12 protein-coding genes are annotated in these 19,496 nt (G+C 29.8%); 4 read left to right on the plus strand and 8 right to left on the minus strand.

The features are described from left to right. On the minus strand, window positions 1–4,529 hold a 4,529-nt coding region (locus BR82_RS15500; protein WP_034864535.1), incomplete at its 3' end, for a LamG-like jellyroll fold domain-containing protein. 348 nt (window positions 4,530–4,877) lie between these two features. Beyond that, window positions 4,878–6,695 (minus strand): ATP-dependent zinc metalloprotease FtsH, encoded by a 1,818-nt coding sequence (ftsH, locus tag BR82_RS0108620; RefSeq protein ID WP_027089860.1) that lies wholly within the window; start codon window positions 6,693–6,695, stop codon window positions 4,878–4,880. 225 nt (window positions 6,696–6,920) lie between these two features. On the opposite strand from ftsH, the gene BR82_RS0108625 reads away from it, so the two are divergent. Further along, complete coding sequence (locus tag BR82_RS0108625) at window positions 6,921–7,478, plus strand: TetR/AcrR family transcriptional regulator (RefSeq protein WP_027089861.1); 558 nt, start codon at window positions 6,921–6,923, stop codon at window positions 7,476–7,478. Window positions 7,479–7,658: 180 nt separating this feature from the next. On the opposite strand, the gene BR82_RS17815 is transcribed toward BR82_RS0108625, so the two are convergent. Together BR82_RS17815 and BR82_RS0108635 are read right to left on the minus strand one after the other, a co-directional pair. After that, a complete protein-coding gene (locus BR82_RS17815; protein WP_261794268.1) occupies window positions 7,659–7,781 on the minus strand; it encodes a hypothetical protein in 123 nt (40 codons plus the stop codon). Window positions 7,782–7,832: 51 nt separating this feature from the next. Beyond that, window positions 7,833–10,214: an autotransporter outer membrane beta-barrel domain-containing protein gene (locus tag BR82_RS0108635; RefSeq protein ID WP_027089862.1), complete on the minus strand. Its 2,382-nt coding sequence runs from the start codon at window positions 10,212–10,214 to the stop codon at window positions 7,833–7,835. A gap of 339 nt (window positions 10,215–10,553) precedes the next feature. On the opposite strand from BR82_RS0108635, the gene BR82_RS0108640 reads away from it, so the two are divergent. Genes BR82_RS0108640 through BR82_RS0108650 form a run of 3 tightly spaced genes read left to right on the plus strand, consistent with a single transcriptional unit; the run spans window position 10,554 to window position 14,492 of the window. Further along, on the plus strand, window positions 10,554–11,273 hold the full coding sequence (locus BR82_RS0108640) for a LytR/AlgR family response regulator transcription factor (protein ID WP_027089863.1): 720 nt from the start codon (window positions 10,554–10,556) through the stop codon (window positions 11,271–11,273). Further along, entirely contained in the window at window positions 11,270–12,613 is a 1,344-nt protein-coding gene (locus tag BR82_RS0108645) for a hypothetical protein (protein WP_027089864.1), read from the plus strand. Before BR82_RS0108640 ends, BR82_RS0108645 begins: the two co-directional genes overlap by 4 nt. Next, window positions 12,594–14,492, plus strand: coding sequence for a sensor histidine kinase (locus BR82_RS0108650; RefSeq protein ID WP_027089865.1), 1,899 nt, complete (start codon window positions 12,594–12,596; stop codon window positions 14,490–14,492). Before BR82_RS0108645 ends, BR82_RS0108650 begins: the two co-directional genes overlap by 20 nt. A gap of 61 nt (window positions 14,493–14,553) precedes the next feature. Here BR82_RS0108650 and BR82_RS0108655 read toward each other — a convergent pair whose 3' ends face one another. From BR82_RS0108655 to eutH, 4 genes are all read right to left on the minus strand, one after another. Continuing rightward, the gene (locus BR82_RS0108655; RefSeq protein WP_034864538.1) at window positions 14,554–15,375 is read right to left on the minus strand and encodes an aldo/keto reductase; all 822 of its coding nucleotides are present in this window, start codon (window positions 15,373–15,375) and stop codon (window positions 14,554–14,556) included. A gap of 211 nt (window positions 15,376–15,586) precedes the next feature. Further along, complete coding sequence (locus BR82_RS0108660) at window positions 15,587–16,366, minus strand: HAD-IIB family hydrolase (RefSeq protein WP_027089867.1); 780 nt, start codon at window positions 16,364–16,366, stop codon at window positions 15,587–15,589. Then, window positions 16,363–18,147, minus strand: coding sequence for a fructose-specific PTS transporter subunit EIIC (locus BR82_RS0108665; RefSeq protein ID WP_027089868.1), 1,785 nt, complete (start codon window positions 18,145–18,147; stop codon window positions 16,363–16,365). Before BR82_RS0108665 ends, BR82_RS0108660 begins: the two co-directional genes overlap by 4 nt. A gap of 183 nt (window positions 18,148–18,330) precedes the next feature. Beyond that, on the minus strand, window positions 18,331–19,413 hold the full coding sequence (gene eutH, locus BR82_RS0108670) for an ethanolamine utilization protein EutH (RefSeq protein ID WP_027089869.1): 1,083 nt from the start codon (window positions 19,411–19,413) through the stop codon (window positions 18,331–18,333). Window positions 19,414–19,496: the final 83 nt, after the last annotated feature.

Raw genomic sequence — 19,496 nt, forward strand, 5'->3', positions numbered from 1 at the left:
TTATTCATTACTGTATTTGCTGCTTCTAAGGCTTCTTTAAATGCTGTCCATGAAGCTGATGTATAGTCTTTTTCAACGTAACTGTTTGCTTCATTGATCAAGGCTTCTAATTCGCCCTTATCACCTTTTACAAATTCCAGCATCTGCATTACTTTTGATAAACGTGTAAATGAAGCATTGACTGTTTCCTGACTGACACTGTCATCATTTAAAACCATATTTGCTTCTTGTAACGCTGCTTTAAATTCATCAACGACAACAGGAACAACATTAGCTAACTGTTCTTCAGTTACGTTATTTGCCATTTCTACAGCTATTGATAATGCTAATTTATCAGTAGTTATAGTTTCTATTAATTTTAAATTATTATAAGCTTCTTTTAAAGATTTTACTGCATTGTCTATTTCTTCCTGAGTAGCTTCCAAATTATTTAAAACATCATTTGCTTTATTTACTTCTAAAGCATATTGATCTAGTGATTCTTTAGTATATAGATCAGTTTTTGTAAGAATATCATTAGCTTCATTGATTGCTTCTTGTAATTCAGTATAATCGATTACTTTTTTAGCCAAAGGAATATCTGTTTTATATTCATCTAACCAAACATCATTTTTATAATCTCGTGGTCTAATTTCAACTTTATCTTCAAAAACATTTACCTGGTAACCAATTTGAGCTCGTGGATCACCATAAGATTGATATTTAAATGCTGGTACATCAACTACATATCCATATTCTGTTTGATGCACTTTAGCTAAATTTATTCCATTATGAACATGCCCTGTAAAAATTACAGCTTGTGGATAATCTTTTAGAATTTCTTTTAAAGCTTCTTCTTGTTCACCAATCAAATCTAATGATTCATGATCTGCAGTTCCTGCAAATGTTTGATGAATTTGAATAAAAATAGGTTTATCTATGCTTGATTTTTCTTTAATTACTTCTTTTAACCAATCTAATTGTTCATTTGATAAATACGCATTATCTTTTAAATCCTGTTCCGTATTAAGGGTAATAAAATGATAATCATTGATCCAAGTATCAAAATATGCCTGATCTTCGGCTCCATCCATATAAGGAGTGTTATATTTTAAATATCTTTCCATAAATGGTGAAGTACCATATTTACATGTTGGAATATTTGCACCAGCTTCATTACGATCACTTCCTGAACATAGCCAGCGAACATCATGATTTCCTAAAGCAATAATACTCTTAGTAAAGTTATATTCTTCAACAATATCATAAAATGCTTTATACTGTGCTTCTGAGCCATTATCAGTGAAATCACCTGGGAATAAGATTGCTGAACTTGTTGGATCTAACATTGCAATATCTTCTAAAGCATCAACTAAATTTAATATTGATTGATTATCTTTTTCAGTTCCATCAATATGAACATCTGATAAAACCTGGAAACTCATTATTGGTGTTTCTGTAGTTTGGAAACGATCAAAAGCATTAGTAAGATTTTTGATCAACTTTCGCATCGTATCTGCATCAGCATTTACTTTTTCTTCATTAACTGCATCTAATACTTTTTCAAATTCTGCTATTTTACTTTCATCATAGCCATCTTCTTTAGCCTGATTTAAAACATTTGTATAATCTTCGATTTTCATTTGGAGACGGTATGGCAAATAATATTCCTCGATTTCTGTAGTCGTAAATAATCTTTTCATGACTCTTACTTCATCAAGATATGCATCATTAACTCCCTGAGTTTTATTACCATCGGCACCAATTACAAAATCAATAGCATCAATACTCTTGCCAAAAGTATCTTTAATATCTGTTGTTTTCTCTAAATTACCATCAATATAAGCACTAATTACATTATCGCGGTCAAAATTAACAACTATATAATGCCAATTATCATCATTAGCACTTAAACCATATATATCATCTCGACTACATCCAGATCCAGTATAATTAACTCTAATACTATTACCAAAGTTTCCAATATTCATTCCTACATTGCTGCCTGTAGCCCAGTCTTTATTAGAAATAATTGCTGCTTCATTACCACCGCCATTAACTGTTTTATACCAAAATGAAATTGCAAAATCATCTGTTCCAAATTTTAAATCATCAGGCTGTCCAAAATTCACATATTGTTTAGCTATTTCCATCGTACTTCCATTATCATTTTGAAGATGTAATGCTTTGCCAATTACACCTGATTCATAACTTACATTACCTACACTTGTACCATGGTTTTCGCGTCCTGATTCATCTTCTACACTTTCATTATCAAAACTTAAATATAAAACCTGACCATCAACAACACCTTCAACACCATCTTTGACCAAAGCTAATTTATTTTGAATGTTACTTACTAAAATCTCAATATTACTATAGTCATCAGTTTCAATGGCAGCTTTACCAATTTCAATAGCAGTATTTAAATCAGCTAATTTATCTTGATCATATTTAACATTTTTAACAGCTTCTTGATAAAACTTATCCGCATCATTTACAACATATTGTAAATATGTTGTATCATATTCCGTTTTAATTTCATCTTTACTCATTAAACGAGAATATACTTTTAACTCATCAAGATAAGCATCATCTAAACCATTTTTAAAGTAACCATCTGCACCAACAACAAAATTAGCAACATCGATTGACTTACCATTATCACTAGAAATATCTGTTTTCCCTGCAGCTACATTATCAACAAAGGTTTCAATATAACCATCGCGATCAAAATTAACTACTACATAATGCCAAACTCCATCAATTGGAGCAAAATTATAAACATCTTTACGACTACTGCCTTGAGCTGTAAAATTCACTCTTAGGCCCGTATTGAAATCACCGATATTAAATCCCGGATTTGCCCCAGAATTAAAATCTTTGTTAGAAATCATCGCACCGCCATTTGATACTCCATTATCACTTTGATACCAGAATGATAGAGCAAAATCTTGGTCTGCCAGCTTGATTTTATTACCAAAATCAATATATTGTTCAGCTTTAGCACTTGTACTTCCATTAGAATTAATAATATGAACCGCTTTCCCTTTTATTCCCGCAACATAACTTACATTTCCAACAATATTACCATGATTTCCATTACCACTTAAATCTTCAGCATTATCATCAAATGATGCCGATAACAAAATATCACCAGTTGGTGTTATATCTGGTTCCTTAAACTCTTCATAAAGCTTTTCGATTTCTTGATCAGACTTTACGGCTTTAAAAATTCTAACTTCATCAATATAACTGTCTAATAAACCATAACATTTATTCCTATCCGCACCAATGACTAAATCACCTAAATCCAAGCTATTATCTTTAAAAGTCGAAATATCTACAGCACTTGTTTTTATTCCATCAGTATAAGTAGACATCATTCCATCGCGATCAAAAACAACAGCATTATGATGCCATGAACCATCAATAGCTGTAAATCTAATATCTTTACGATTTCGATTAAAAGCTAGATTAGCTCTTATTTCGTTAGTAAAACTTCCAATTGCAAAACCATCATTAGCACCGCTATCATAATCTTTATTAGAAATGATCGTTCCGCCATCTTCATTTCCAGCACTTGTTTTATACCAGAAACTAATTGTAAAATCTTCAGTTCCTAAAGCTACTGCATTCCCTAAATTAATAAATGAAGAAACTTCAGCACTGGAACTTCCATTAGAATTAACAATATGCGCAGCTTTACCTGCAATACCATCAGCATATGTAACATTAGAAGCTATTCCATGATTTTCATTACCACTAACATCATTAGCGTTTTCATCATCAAAAGTTAAATGAACGATTTCATCATCATTAAGATTATATTCTGCAGCTATTTCAGTCTCATTCATTAAACGTGAATAAACTTTTAACTCATCAATATAAGCATCATTCAAACCATTTTTAAAATAGCCATCTGCCCCAACAACAAAATTCGATACATCAATACTTTTATCAACTTCATTTGAAATATCTGTAGATTTAATAAACTGATTATCTAAATAAGTATCAATCGTACCATCACGATCAAAATTAACTACGACATGATGCCATATACCATCTATTGGCGCAAAATTATAAACATCATAACGGCTACTATTTGCGGGTGTAAAATTCACTCTTAAGCCCGTATTAAAATCACCAATATTTAATCCCGCATTACTTCCAGAATCAAAATTTTTATTAGAAATCAATGCTCCTCCAGCACTAACTCCATTATCACTTTGATACCAAAAAGAAATAGCAAAATCTTTATTCGTAAATTTAATACTGTTACCAAAATCAACATATTGATTAGCTACTTCGCTTGTACTGCCATTGCTATTAACAATATGCAGTGCTTTACCTTTTACCCCATCAACATATTCTGGATTTCCCTGAATCGTACCATTATTTCCACTTCCGGATTTATCCTCAACATTTTCATCAAAATCTACATATAGCAGTTGATCATTATCAAATGCGTAGACTCTAAAATTTGCAGAAGTGAAAAATAATGATAGTACTAACAGCATCAACCCTGCTTTTTTTATAAATTTTTTCATTACATATCCTCCTTCTTATTTACTTTCCTAAAACATACTTTTTTCCTAATTACCAGCCCCCTATTCTATATAAAAATAAGATAACGTTTATCCGTTATTATATACTATATAATACTATAAAAGCGCTTACATTATTTTCACTTTTTATTAACAATTTTATCTTTTTTATGATAAACACTAAAACTTTAAAATAATTCTCTGTATATACACCAATTTATAAATAACCGCATTACTCTCATACCACAAAGAATAAACATAATAGCAAAAAGGGATTTTTTGATATAAAAATCCCTTTTTCTTTTATATTAATAACATAACAATTTTTAGATTAAAAGCTGTCATCAAATATTACTTATTCAAAATCTCCATAAATTCATCACCAGTAATAGTCTCTTTTTCATAAAGAAAGCGTGATAATTCATCTAATTTACCTCGATTTTCCAATAAAATCCGCTTTGCTTTTTCATGCTGTGTTTTCACTAGATCAATCACCTGATAATCTATTTTTGCCTGTAATTCAGCTGAACAAGCTAATGAAGCATCACCACCTAAATATTGATTTGATACAGTTTCTAACGCCACCATATCAAAATTTTCACTCATACCATATCGAGTCAACATAGCACGAGCCAGCTTAGTAGCCTGCTCTATATCATTAGAAGCCCCTGTACTGATTGACTGAAATACAATTTCTTCAGCAGCTCTACCACCTGTATAAGTAGCAATCTTTGTTTCAAGTTCTTCTTTAGTCATCAGGTAATGATTACCCTCATCTACCTGCATAGTATAACCCAAAGCCCCAGAAGTACGAGGAACGATCGTGATTTTTTGTACTGGCGCTGAATGCGTCTGTTTAGCAGCAACTAAAGCATGACCGATTTCATGGTAAGCAACTACTAGTTTTTCATGATCAGTGAGAATCGCATTCTTTTTCTGATATCCAGCAATAATAACTTCGATTGATTCCTCAAGATCAAGCTGCGTAACATACTTGCGACCATCACGTACAGCACGCAATGCTGCTTCATTTACGATATTCGCTAATTCTGCACCAGAAGCCCCAGATGCCATTCGCGCAACTGTACTAAAATCTATATTTTGGGCAACTTTGATTTTTTTCGCATGAACCTTAAGAATTTCTTCACGGCCTTTCAAATCAGGCAATTCAACGGGTACCCGGCGATCGAAACGACCAGGACGTGTAAGAGCTGAATCTAAAGACTCCGGTCTATTAGTCGCAGCTAAGATAATAACACCACTATTTCCTTCAAAACCATCCATTTCTGTCAAAAGCTGATTTAAAGTCTGTTCCCTTTCATCGTTACCACCCATACCACCAGTATTTCTTTTTTGACCAATAGCATCAATTTCGTCAATAAACACGATACAAGGAGCTTTTTCTTTAGCCTGTTTAAAAAGATCACGTACTTTCGAAGCACCCATACCAACAAACATTTCTACGAATTCTGAACCCGACATAGAAAAGAATGGTACATCGGCTTCACCAGCTACTGCTTTTGCTAACATCGTTTTACCAGTACCTGGTGGCCCAACAAGTAAAATACCTTTAGGCATAGAAGCTCCAATTTCTTTATATTTATTTGGATTATGCAAATAATCCACAATTTCTGTTAAATTTTCCTTTGCTTCATCTTCTCCTGCTACATCAGAAAATTTGATCCCATCTGAAGACTTAATATAAACTTTAGCATTACTTTTGCCCATATTAAACATCATAGAATTAGGACCACCGCCAAGTTTATCCATCATCTTCTTTGACATAAACTGACCAATAGCGCCAAAAATAACTAATGGCAAGATCCACGTCAACATAAATGAAAGCCATGGCGAAGTCTCTTCTACAATTTCACTGGAAAAAACAGCACCAGAATCTTTTAAACGTTCAACTAAACCTGGATCATTCATCAATCCTGTTTTATAAACAGTAGTTTCCTCTTTATCAGTAAAAAGAATTTGATTATCCTGTATTTCTACTCGACCAATATTCTCTTCTTCTGTCATAGTCATGAAAGTACCATAATCTGTTTCCTTGATTTGCTGCTTAACCAGTCTTGGCATCAACAACAAGTTAAACAGGACAATAACCAACAATACAATAAAGTAATAATAAATTATTGGTTTTTTGGGCTTTTTTACCTCATTCATTTTATTTTCCCCTTTCTTATTATAATAAACTGTTTTTCAGTATATAAATAATCTTATTTAAATTAATAATAATATTTTTATACATACTTTGCACTATTTGACAAGCTTATTTCTTTTATATTATAATAAACACATGTCGTATTTGCAACAAACAGATGATTTTAAAATGGTGCAATAACAACAAGAACAGCCTTTTTGTCGAATTTACAAAAACAGGAGGATACAATGAAAACGAAAGAAAATCAAAGAGTTGCCTTAACAAAACGTTTATTAAAAGAAACACTCCTTGTACTAATGGAAGAAAAAAACATCCAAAATATTACAATCGTTGAACTATGTAACATGGCAGAAATCAATCGTTCGACTTTCTATAATCATTATGGATGTCCAGCTGATGTTTTACTGGATATTGAAAATAGTGTGGTTAATGATTTAGATGAAATTTGGACAAAAGAAGATGAAACAGAAAAAAACTTGGCATTGGATAAACGCTTTGAAACATTATGTATCTATATATCTGAACATCGTAAATTGTTCCAGCTTCTATTTCGTAACGATGATACTACTTCTGATTTTGCTGTTTTACTAATGAACGCAGCACATGTTAAAACAATTTATGATCAGATTTCATCTTATACTAAAAATAAAGATAAAAAAAAGCTAATAACAACCTTTCTAACTAATGGTGCCTATTATATGATTCGCCAATGGATCCTTGAAGATATTCCCATGAGCCCAAAAGAAATGGGAGAATTAGTATATTTTATCACAACCCAAGGTTGAAAGCAGTTGGGAATATATCAAATAATAAAGTAAATGTCAGTTTTATCTCATAGTATAAAAGATTTCTATAATTACTAATAGAAATCTTTTTTCATATCACCCTAAAACATATAAAGCTTAATAATTCATTAATTTAATAAATAGACGGCATTTACTGCCGTCTATTTGATTGATTTAAATTTAATCATCAAATATAGCCTCATCATCTCCACCATATTCACCAAGATTACTAGTTGTAATAATATCTTTGACTTCAAAGCAAACGATATCTATTTCTGGAGATACATATGATTCCTTTTTCAATATTTCCACCTCTCTTTCAATTTTATTTATCGATCAATAAAATAATTTTTCTTAACTTATTCCATTATCACCATTAGCTACCTGCTGATATGTCTTATCAATTACATCACTATAAACATAGTGATACTGACCTTTTGAATCCTTAACTACAACATAACCTCTTACATAAACAGCACGATCTACTGTTGTACCAACATTAAGATACCAAATAGTACTTCCTGCTGATGATTTAGAGCTAAATGCTCTTTTATACACTTTTGCTTTTAAATCCGTAGTAGCACCATTAGTATTACTATCCGCAAATTTCAAATTCTCATCTGCCACACCATTACCTAATACACTAGTACTAGTACCATATAGCACACCTGTTTCTACAACAGTATAGCCTGATGGAACCGAACGTGTAATTTCATACGCAATTTTGCTACCTGAAGTATGAACATCTGTTACTGCAACTTGTGGTAATTTTTCTACTGTCTCAGATTCATCTACATAAACCGCATAAACTGACATATTACCAGTTAAGCGAAATGCATAATTTTCATTACTGCTTAATACACTACCATTAGGAGTATTAAGCGCCCAATGAGAAAATTTTCTACCACTTACTGATTTAGCTTTAACTATGACTGCTGTTCCCTCTTCATATGTTGTTGTTTGGGTATTATCTAATTCATTATCGATATAAACATTTAAATTATAGTTAACAGTTTCTTTTTGGGCACCACAATGCTTACATTTACCATTTTCATAAACATGAGCTAATGTTATTGCATCATCACATACTTGGCAATGACGTGTATGAAATTCATTTTCATTATCAGTATATATATAATTATGACTACATTTTTTTACACTTATTGTTGCTGGTCCAGATAAACTTCCACTATCTAATCCTTCTGTAATCAATTTATTGTCACTATCATAATATGCATTACCTGAAGCTAACATATCTTTTACTGATCCAGAGGTATTAAATACAATATGTTCACTAGCAGTAATGATTGTATCACTAATAGTAACTTTACCAGCGGATCTATTTACACCATGAGCGGTTCCAGTAATTGTACAATCATTAATCATACAATTTTCAACCGTAGATAATACCGCAAAACTATTATTGTTTCCACCATCAATTGTACATCCATTTAATTCTACATTCCCTGTAGTCGCCTGGATACATACTGTATAACTGTTATCATTATTGATTTCACTATCATCAATTGTAACATCAACATTTGAACCTAATATACACACACCGCGTAATTTACTATTTGTAACCGTTATCACAGTATTTGAAGAATTATTATAGTCAATAACACCATAATCTATACTACTACCAATAATACTACTATTAGTAATTGTAATTTTGTTATCTGTACCCGCTAAGCCAACACCATTACCACTATTAATATTACTACTAATTTCACTATCAATGATTTGTATATCATTGTTACTTCCATTTACATTTATAACATCAAAACCACGCGCAGCAGTACCACTACTTCCGTTAATAATAACCTCACTATTATCACTTACATTTAAATTTTTAGTAAAAGTACTATTAACTATTTCTATCGCACTGTCATTTATCTTTGCTGAAATTCCTGGGCTAGTAAATGTACTGTCAGTAATTTTAGCAACACTACTACTTTCTAAATTTATATCACATGCATTTCCAGCGATTCTACTATTATTAATTGTAATATTACTACTATTTTCTGCTTTTACACCATTACAGTTACCAGCAGCTGTGATCGAACAATTATTAGCTACAACCTTACTATTACTTCCACTTGCATATATTCCTGCTCCACTTGCGCTATTAATAACAATTTGCGTATCATTAAGTTCAATTTGTCCATTATCTACATACACTCCAATGCAATTAGAACTTCCACTAACTTGGATTGTACTGTTGTCATAAATTGAAACATTTCCATTATTAGTTACAAATATACCATTAGTATTTTCTCCAAATCCTGCAACTGTTCCTCCTACAAGTTTTAAACTACCTCCATCAACATGAATCAAACCAGTATTAACCGTTTGACCATAGCCAGTAATTGTTGCATTATTATTCATCTTTAATGTAATATCACTGTCTTTAGTAACTTCTAATTTATTTGAATAAGACAATCTTACACTTTCTAATAAAGTGACTGTAGCTGTTTTACCTTGAGCAGACTTCCAGGCAGCAAGCAATGCCTCATCAGACGATGCATAACTTTCATTTGATCCATAACTATAAATAATTGTTTCATCTCCAATAGTAACACTAGCTGCTGGTGCTGTTTCATTCTCTGTTAATGAGTCACCCGTTTCATTTTCAATTGCAAAAATCATTGTTGAAGACAGGGAAAACATCATACACAATGAAACAAATGCTGCTAAAAGAGATTTTCTTATTATTTGTTTTTTTAACATTTTCATCAATTCCTCCATTTATAAATATTAGAATAAAATTGCAATTCTTTTTGACATGATTAATTAATCTGTATTTATTTTAATAAAAAAATATTTTAATTTGTATAGCTTTTGCGCAAGACGCAACTTTTTTGTTTCAAATACATCATTTTTTTAATTTAAATAAAATAATACAAATAATTTATCTTTTATTAAAATATTTCGATAAAATTTAACGTATTTATCTATTTTTTGATACCTGTTAAGTTTAAAATAAATACAGCAAAACTTAACATAAATAATATTTGCTTTTATTAAATAAATTATTTAAACTATTACTATAAATTAACCTTGAGGAGGTAATCTATGAAAATTGCAATTATTGATGATCAAGAAACAGATCAAAATATTTTAGTAAAAAAATTGGATAATTATTTTGCTGATAAAAAAATTGCTTACTCCATTTTTACATATAAAAATGCTGAAACATTCTTAAAAGAATTCGTGCCTGATTTTTATGATATTATTTTTATGGATGTTTTTTTAGATAAAATAAACGGTATGGAAGCCGCAAAACAAATATATCAACAAGATAAAAAATGCAAACTCATTTTTCTTACAATATCAAATGAATTTGCGCTTGAAAGTTACTCTGTTCATGCGACTTACTATTTAGTTAAACCTATAGACGATCGATCATTTTTACAGGCAATGGAATTTTGTCAAATATTTCCTAAATACGATGTCCCTTATATCAAAGTAAAGACTTCTCGAATTGAAGTCAAAATAAATACCGGTGATATCTTATATATTGATATTGCTAATCGAACTACAAGAATTCATTTAATTAATGAGACTATTAAAGTAAGTGGTTCTTTTAAAGAAATTACCAAACCATTATTAAATGATTCCCGCTTTATTAACTGTATTAGAGGTATTGTCGTTAATATGGAACACATCAATAGAACTGCCGATTCCTATTTTATTCTTGATAATAGCGAAAATATTCCTATTAGTATTAGAAATAGAAAAAATATCGAAAAAACATTTCGACACTATATTTTTGAAGGAATGGTAAATAAATGAAAAAAATTATTATATCTATCATATGTATGATTTTACTGATTTCTAATAATATAGTTTATGCTCTAAGCAATGAAACAGAACCTGAAAATACTAAACCGATCGTCACCAAAATTACAAATTATGATATTCTTACTACTGGCACTATCGTAGCATTAAACGATCATGATGCTTTTAATAAGTTTGTTGAAAATAAAAAAATGATCTATATCGCTGGTTATAACGATGATGATACAGCTGATGCCCGTGTAGTAATAGATAATATCGATATTAGCAATGTTAATTTAAACATAGCTGGAACATATCCGGTTTACCTTAATTTAAAACTGGATGATGTCTGTGCTGATGAATGTATACTTGATGAAGATATTAAAACGATTACTTTTTCTGTTTGTGTAAGTGATCCAAATAATTTTGATATTTTCATTACAAGTGATAATGCTTCAAATATTACTTTTTCCTGGTTAAAACGAGAACAAAATGAAACTACTGTCTTTTATATTGAAAGTGCTGTAAAACTAACATATCAAGATCTGCAAAATAAATCATGGCAAATATTAGATGATACTATCGTTAGCAATTTTTTTAGATTAAGTCAAAGCAGGCTGACACTAAATAAATATTATTATTTTTATTTTCAAAATGATCAAAATGTTTCTAATATTATTCAATACTATAAAGATCATGATAAACCAGTCTATGAGAATATCGGTGGTGATCGTGATGCTGGTGACAGTCAAAACCCGCCATTACCTGAAATAGAGCAACCAGCTCCAGTTCCTGAAGAAAGTGAAAACAATACTGCTTCAGCAGATCAAAACCATCAATTAGCTAAGAACGAATATTTTGGAGATGATCAAGATATCTTATCAGGATATCGTATCTCACTAATGCAGGAAAATAGTTATCATAGTCTCAAATTTTCAAAACATGGCATCACTATTTCGATTCCTAGTTCAACGATTGCTGATCTCAAGCTTCAAGATTCTGATCTATTAGAAATTGATATTTCCAAAGTTGACGATTATAGTTTTAGTTTTAAAATAAAAATAAATGATCAAAAAATAGATAAACTCGATGATATGAAAGTAATGTTTCCTTGTACTTTAGAAGACAATGTTACTGAAGTTAAAATTACTAATAATGACAGTAATTATAACGGTACATATGATTCTAAATTAAAAGTAGCAACTTTTAAAACCGATTATCCTGGTTTATATCAAATAACACATTTTCAAGAGAAGACAGCACCTAATTATTTACCTTATATTTTATTTCTAATTATAATAATTGGATCTATTATTATAAAAAAAGGATTTAAAAATGTTAAACAAATATCTTAAAATACTATCAATTATAATAGTTTCTTCTCTTCTATTTATTACTTTATTTCATTTTGATAATAAATATAGCCAAAAATCTTTACAAGCTTCTAATGGATTACTAATTCTTTCAAAAGATAACTTTAAAGAAGATACAGCTTATTTTCTTAGCCGCGGCTGGTCTTTTTACCCTGATGTACTATTAAGTCCAAAAGATTTCCAGGATGGAGATCCTGATCTCTACATGAAAGATGTAACAATTGGCGAAAGTACTGTTTTCGATCCTTACGGGAAAGGTACTTATGTTTTAAGAATCAAACTTCCTAAAGAAGACACTTATGCCCTTGATATTCCAGAAATTTTTTCGGCTTATACTATCTATATCAACGATGAAAAAATGCTTTCGATCGGTAATCCTGATCCTAATAATTATGAAGCTAAAACAGCCAACAGATTGATTACTTTTAAACAATCAGGAACGATCACGATCATCATCAATGTTAGTAATTATTCCCACTTTTATAGTGGAATGGTATACCCGCCCGCTTTTGGAAATCCTACTAGTTTAAACTACGTCCGTGCTATTCATTTAGGGATAAATTTAATTAATATAACGATCATCTTGATTACAGCTGCTCTTTCATTATATTTTTGTATTGTTCGTAAACAGACTAATACTTTTATCTTTTTTCTTTTATCGTTAACTTCATTAGGTTTTATTTCATATCCAATCATTCATACCATGTTTGTTACATCTATTTTCCCCTGGTATTTTTTTGAAGTAATATCTGGTTATTTAGCGATGTTATTGATTGTTGTCTTACATAATCGTCTTTGTTATATAAATAAAAAAACTGGTTTGATTTCGATGATATCAACAGGTTTATTTTGTTTATTGATTGTTTTTTATTGTTTAAATTCCAAAAATCTTGATCTTAGTATTATTGCATTATTTTCTAATTTAATTTTTTTATTTAAAATCTTATTAGCTGCTTACCTTTTAATTACAAGTTATTTTGCTGTTAAAAACGATCATTCACAAGCTAATCTATTATTTTACAGCGATATATTTTTTGCCTGTGCCTGTATATGGGATCGAATTTTTATAAACTATGAACCTATTTATGGTATTCGTTTTATTGAGGGTGGTATTTTAGTAATAATATATTCAATTGCTGTTTTGCTTTGGAAAAATATTATTAAAACTTATACTCTTAATCTAACCTTTATTGAAGAATATCGTCAAATAACTAAACAATTAGATATCCAGCAGGCTTATACCCTCAAGATAAAAGAGGTAATTGATGAAAAAAGACGTTTGATTCATGATTTTAAACAACATCTTAGAGTAATCGATAATATGGCTAAACAAACTAATCAAAAAAATATCATCGAATATATTAGTAATACTAATGAATTTATTGATAGCTCTAATAATAATTTTAATATTATTTTTACTAATAATGTTGCTGTTGATGCCCTTTTGCAATATTATGTGGAACTGTGTCGAAAACAAAATATTAAACTAAGTCTTAATTTATCGCTACCTGAAACTAGTCCATTAAATGATGTGGAATGGTGTATCATTTTAGGTAATTTATTAGAAAACAGCATTACAGCTTGTCTTCATCAAAATGATACGCATAAATTTATCCAAATCAACAGTAAAGAAACTGAATATACATTTTATCTAGTTTTTAAAAACAGTTATAATGGCAAGATTAGAAAAAGTGGTAGTAGATATCTTTCATTAAAAGAAGATCCTGAGCAGCATGGTATTGGTTTGGAATCAATAAAAAGTATTGTTTATAAATATCAAGGAACTGTTGATATTTATACTGATAATAAATTATTTAATGTTGGTATAACAATTCCCATAACTTCTAAATCATCAAAATAAGGAAGAATTAATTTATTGAAATTTTCAATAAAACAATTCTTCCTTTTTACTTCGCTTGATCCTAAAAATCAAATGTATTTGGATCATGACTTGTACGTTGATTTTTATTTAGATGATTTAAAATTTTCATATCTTCTTCATCGATAGAAAAAGAAAAAATATCGATATTTGACTGCATTCGTTCTTTATTTTTTGATTTAGGAATAGGAATGATATTTTGCTGTACATTCCATCGTAAAAGAAGCTTAGCAACACTACAGTTATATTTATCAGCAATTTTTTGCAATTTTGGATCTTCTAAATTTCCTCTTAATAATGGTCCCCAAGCCATAACTTGAATGTTATTTTTTCTACAATAAGCTAATAATTCTTGATTATGGAGAAAAGGTGTATGTTCGATCTGATTTATCATTGGTGAAATACGACAATTTGCTAAAAGAAATTCTAATTGTGAAATTTCAAAATTACATACCCCAATACTTCTAACTTTTCCTTTTTCATATAATTCTTCTAACGCTTGCCACGTCGATAAAATACGTTCTTTATTTTGACCCGGCCAATGAATTAAAAACGCATCTAAATAATCAGTCTGTAAATCATTTAAAGTTTGATCAAAACTTTTTATCGTTTGTTCATACCACTGATTTTCATTATCTACTTTACTAATAAGAAATAATTCTTCACGATTAATTGACACTGCTTGTAATGCAGTTCCAAGACTTTTTTCATTTTTGTACATTTGTGCTGTATCAAATAAACGATATCCACAATCTATAGCATCTTTAACGATCTCTTTCATCTGCTCTTCACAGTCAATCTTAAATACGCCCATACCAACAAAAGGAATGTTTACACCATTAGATAATATAATATTTTCAATCATTTTTAACCTCCTAATTATTTCATCTCATTAAAAAAGAAGCCAGGGGAGGCTTCTAAATGATGGATGAGATTTATGGGAGAGGGAATCATCCATCATTTTGGGTTGTAAAACATATATGAGGGGATTAATATATTTTACATATTATTATGGTTGTCTTTCGACACTATTATCCTATCACCGTTGTATGAATTAAATGTGAACTAATTAAAATTTATTCTTTGATCCAGCCATGAACTTTACAAGCATTATAGATTCCATCATTAATATTGCTGTTTGTAATATAATCTGCTTTTGATTTTAACGCGTCACAAGCATTACCCATTGCAATCTTATAAAAACGTTCATCAAACATTACTAAATCATTATAATCGTCCCCAAAAACAACCACATCATCTAAACAGCCACCCATTAAATCAACCATTTCAATGATTCCTTTTTTCTTATCATCGGGCTGAAACATTAAATATTCTTTTTCAAACCGTAACGATCCTAAAGTATTTTTTAAAGTTAATTTAGCTTCTTCATCACTAGGTATAGAAATATAGATCTTATAAATATTTTCTAACTTTGCATAATCTATTTTATCATTAATTAAATAACGAGTCGGTTCTTTACGAAATCCAGCCTGTTTAAAAAATAACATATTTTTACTAACAACATCTTTACTATCATATGGAGCCACTAAAATACCATATCCTAAGTTTTCAGCCTCATTAATAACTGCTAAAGCTTTAGCATGATCAAGCGGGGCATTTCTAATCAATTCATGATTGATCACAATTCCATTTCCCCCATTACAAACCATATTTCTTAATCCGGCTTCTTTCAAAAAATCTTTTGCTTTATAATATGCTCTACCTGTTGCAATAGCAACAAAATGTCCATTTTTTCTTAATTTATCTAAAGCTTCTCTAGCACTTGGAACAATTTTACCGGTTCTATTATCAGTAAGTGTTCCATCAATATCAAAAAATATATATTTTTTCATTATTCATCGCCTGCCTCTCTCCATAATCCATAAACAGTCCCACCACAAATCATTCCTGCCAATAAGGCAATAAGAAACCTTAAGGGATGTGCTATTAATGGTAAAACAAAAATACCACCGCAAGGAACCATAACTCCACAGTTATATACCATTGATAATCCCCCAGCAATTACTGAAGCAATAATACATGTAATGGTAACTAATTGCGGTTCTTTTTGAATAAAAGGGTGAATCCCTTTAGAAACAAATGCAAACCCCATTAAAAAATTTTCTCGTCCTAATTTCTTTTCCGCAATAGAAAACTTACTTTCAAACAAAGTAGTTGCAAATGCTATTGCTAAAGCTGGAGCCATTCCGGCAGCCATAATTGCTGCCATAACATCATAATTTCCTTCCAATATTTGACTAATTTCCAAGATATAACCTATTTTATTAACAGGTCCACCTATTGCCATCATTGCCCCTACAGCCATGCCTAAAATTAATTTAAAGCCTAAATTCATATCACTAATAAAGTTACTGATCGTATGATTAAATATTCCTATATAAGGACTAATTAAATATGTAATCATTCCAGCAAAAACAATTGAAAATAGTGGGTAAATAACTGCTGATTTTACTTCATCAAATTTATCAGAAATTCTTTTACATGATTTTTGTAAAAGTATTACTGCATAACCACCTATAAAACCAGCAATGATTCCTCCTAATAACCCTGGATTATTTACATCATTTAAATAAATAACATTTAACTGCGTCGCGACACCACAGCTAAACCCCGTTGCAAACCCAGCCTGCTTCGCTATCGTTTGACCAATGAATCCAGCTAAAAGAGCAGCGATCATCCCTTGAATCGCATTACCAAACACATAACTATTAGCTATCCAGACATTATCTACCAAAGAAGATATCCCAAACAAATTATAGGATACAGCTAATGTTGCAATCGATATCAAAGCACCTGATCCCATTAACACCGGTAAGATCTTATCAATTCCCCTGCTTAATTGCTGATACATTCGTTTTAAAATGATTCGATATGCCTTTACTGGTTTCTTTACTTCATTCTGATAATGAAAAATATCTATTTCTTCATTTACAGCCTGATACAATAAAGTTTTGGCTTCATCGATATTTTTAACATCTTTTATCATCATTACTGGTTTACCATCAAATCTTGACATTTCTACTTGTCCAGCACCAACAATAATAACACATCGTATTTTTTCTAACGCTTCTTTAGTTAAAGCATCTTTAGCTTCTATATCATTACTTTCTATTTTAAAAGAAATATTCATTTCTTCAGCTTTGATTTTTAAATTCTCAACTGCCTTAATATTTACTGCATCAGTATTAACGATCAAAAGATCATAACTTTCAAATTCTTTAATTAAAGTTATAATTTTTTCAGGATCTTGTGCATTAATTAATTGTTCTTCAAATTTGCGTTCTTTCACCATTTTTGATAAAAGCGTTAATATTTTAGTTAAAATATCAACATCATTTTTAGGTACTGTTATCATAAAAAATAATTTTTCTGGCAAACTTTCTAAAACATTATCTTTAACAACTACTACTGATAACCTTGGTTCTTTGTCCACTGGTACATAAAAAACTAAAGTTTCTTCACCCATTTTCGTAGCCGTTTCAACAATTCCTTGTTTATAAATCTCTTGGTCACTGATCTCCATCAAATTAAGTAAATGATCAATGACCTCATCCTTATTGATACGACCAGCAAGTATATCTATTTCTTTCATAACCAATAAATCTGTTATTTTCATTAATATTCACCCTCATACGTTAAACATCATTTAATAAAACATATATATTTTATCGTCTTTAGTATATACTCACAATTGTTTTTCGTCAAATTAGGATGATAAAATTTTAGCATATTAATTATTTATTTGTATTTAACTAAAATATTATTAAGATAAATTATGTCATCAAACATATAAACAAGATCAGTCATTGATCTTAAAATTATTTTTTTTCAACTTATCAAATATCATTACAAAAGTAATTGCTAAAACACCAGCTATGATCTTACTTGTCATATATATCAAAACTCCATGATTATCAACAACACTTGAAATAAATCCTAATTGTCCCCCAAATACATAAGCACCACTAACACTAAATGCTGCATTTATCACTTTTCCTTTATGATCCATTTGGCTAAATAGTGGAATCATCGCAATACTTGTTCCAAAACTTAATAATAATCCTATCACACTAGTACTATTGATTCCTAATTTTTGACCAATCATAAAAATAATTCTTGAAAATTTTTTAATAAGTATATCACTTAAAATCATTGATCCACAAACTACTATACACATTCTTAGCACAATTATCATTGCTTCACTAATTAATGCAGTGCTAGTAAAAGAAAATGAATCAAAAAATAATTGTAAAATAACTAAAGCAAATAAAATCATACTCACAATTCTTATTACGTATCCAAATAAGGTCAACACAAAAATTGTTTTTTTATAAGAAAAATATAATCCGGCAATCAATAATAAACACAAAATTAAAATTGGTAAAAGATTAATCAATAAATGGGGTATTTGTAAATATAATGCAAAGATAACTAAAACTAAAGGTAAACTTAAGATTCCATATACTAATCCTTTAATAAAAGGCTGCAGATCATCTTTTTTTAAAGAAGCTAAAAAAATAGGTAATTGAAAACTAATTGTTTGACCTAATGTAGATGTTAAAATCACTCCAGAAAAAATCAAAAAAGCTTTATTATCTAACCCTGATATAATAGAAAATCCCCCCATATCTGGAGCTAAAATACTGCCAATAATAATACTTGGATCAAGTAAAGAATTACTGCTCATCGCTGTAATAACATCAACATTTTTTTGAATCAAAGCTATCGCAATGCAATAAAAACCAATCATGCTCATAGCAATGCTTCCCATTGAATTTATTCCTTTATCAAAAGCTTCAACTAAACCTAGTCGATTATTTAAAATTTTATCTAATAATCCAATCAAACATAAAATCAACATAATAAAAATAAAAAAATTCATATATTTTCCCTCTACATATTTCGTTAATATAATCTTGACATTTAAAAATATATCCTATTTCTTATAAAAAAACAATTACTCTT

It is taken from the genome of Thomasclavelia saccharogumia DSM 17460 (genome assembly GCF_000686665.1).
GTDB classification, from domain to species: Bacteria; Bacillota_I; Bacilli_A; order Erysipelotrichales; family Coprobacillaceae; genus Thomasclavelia; species Thomasclavelia saccharogumia.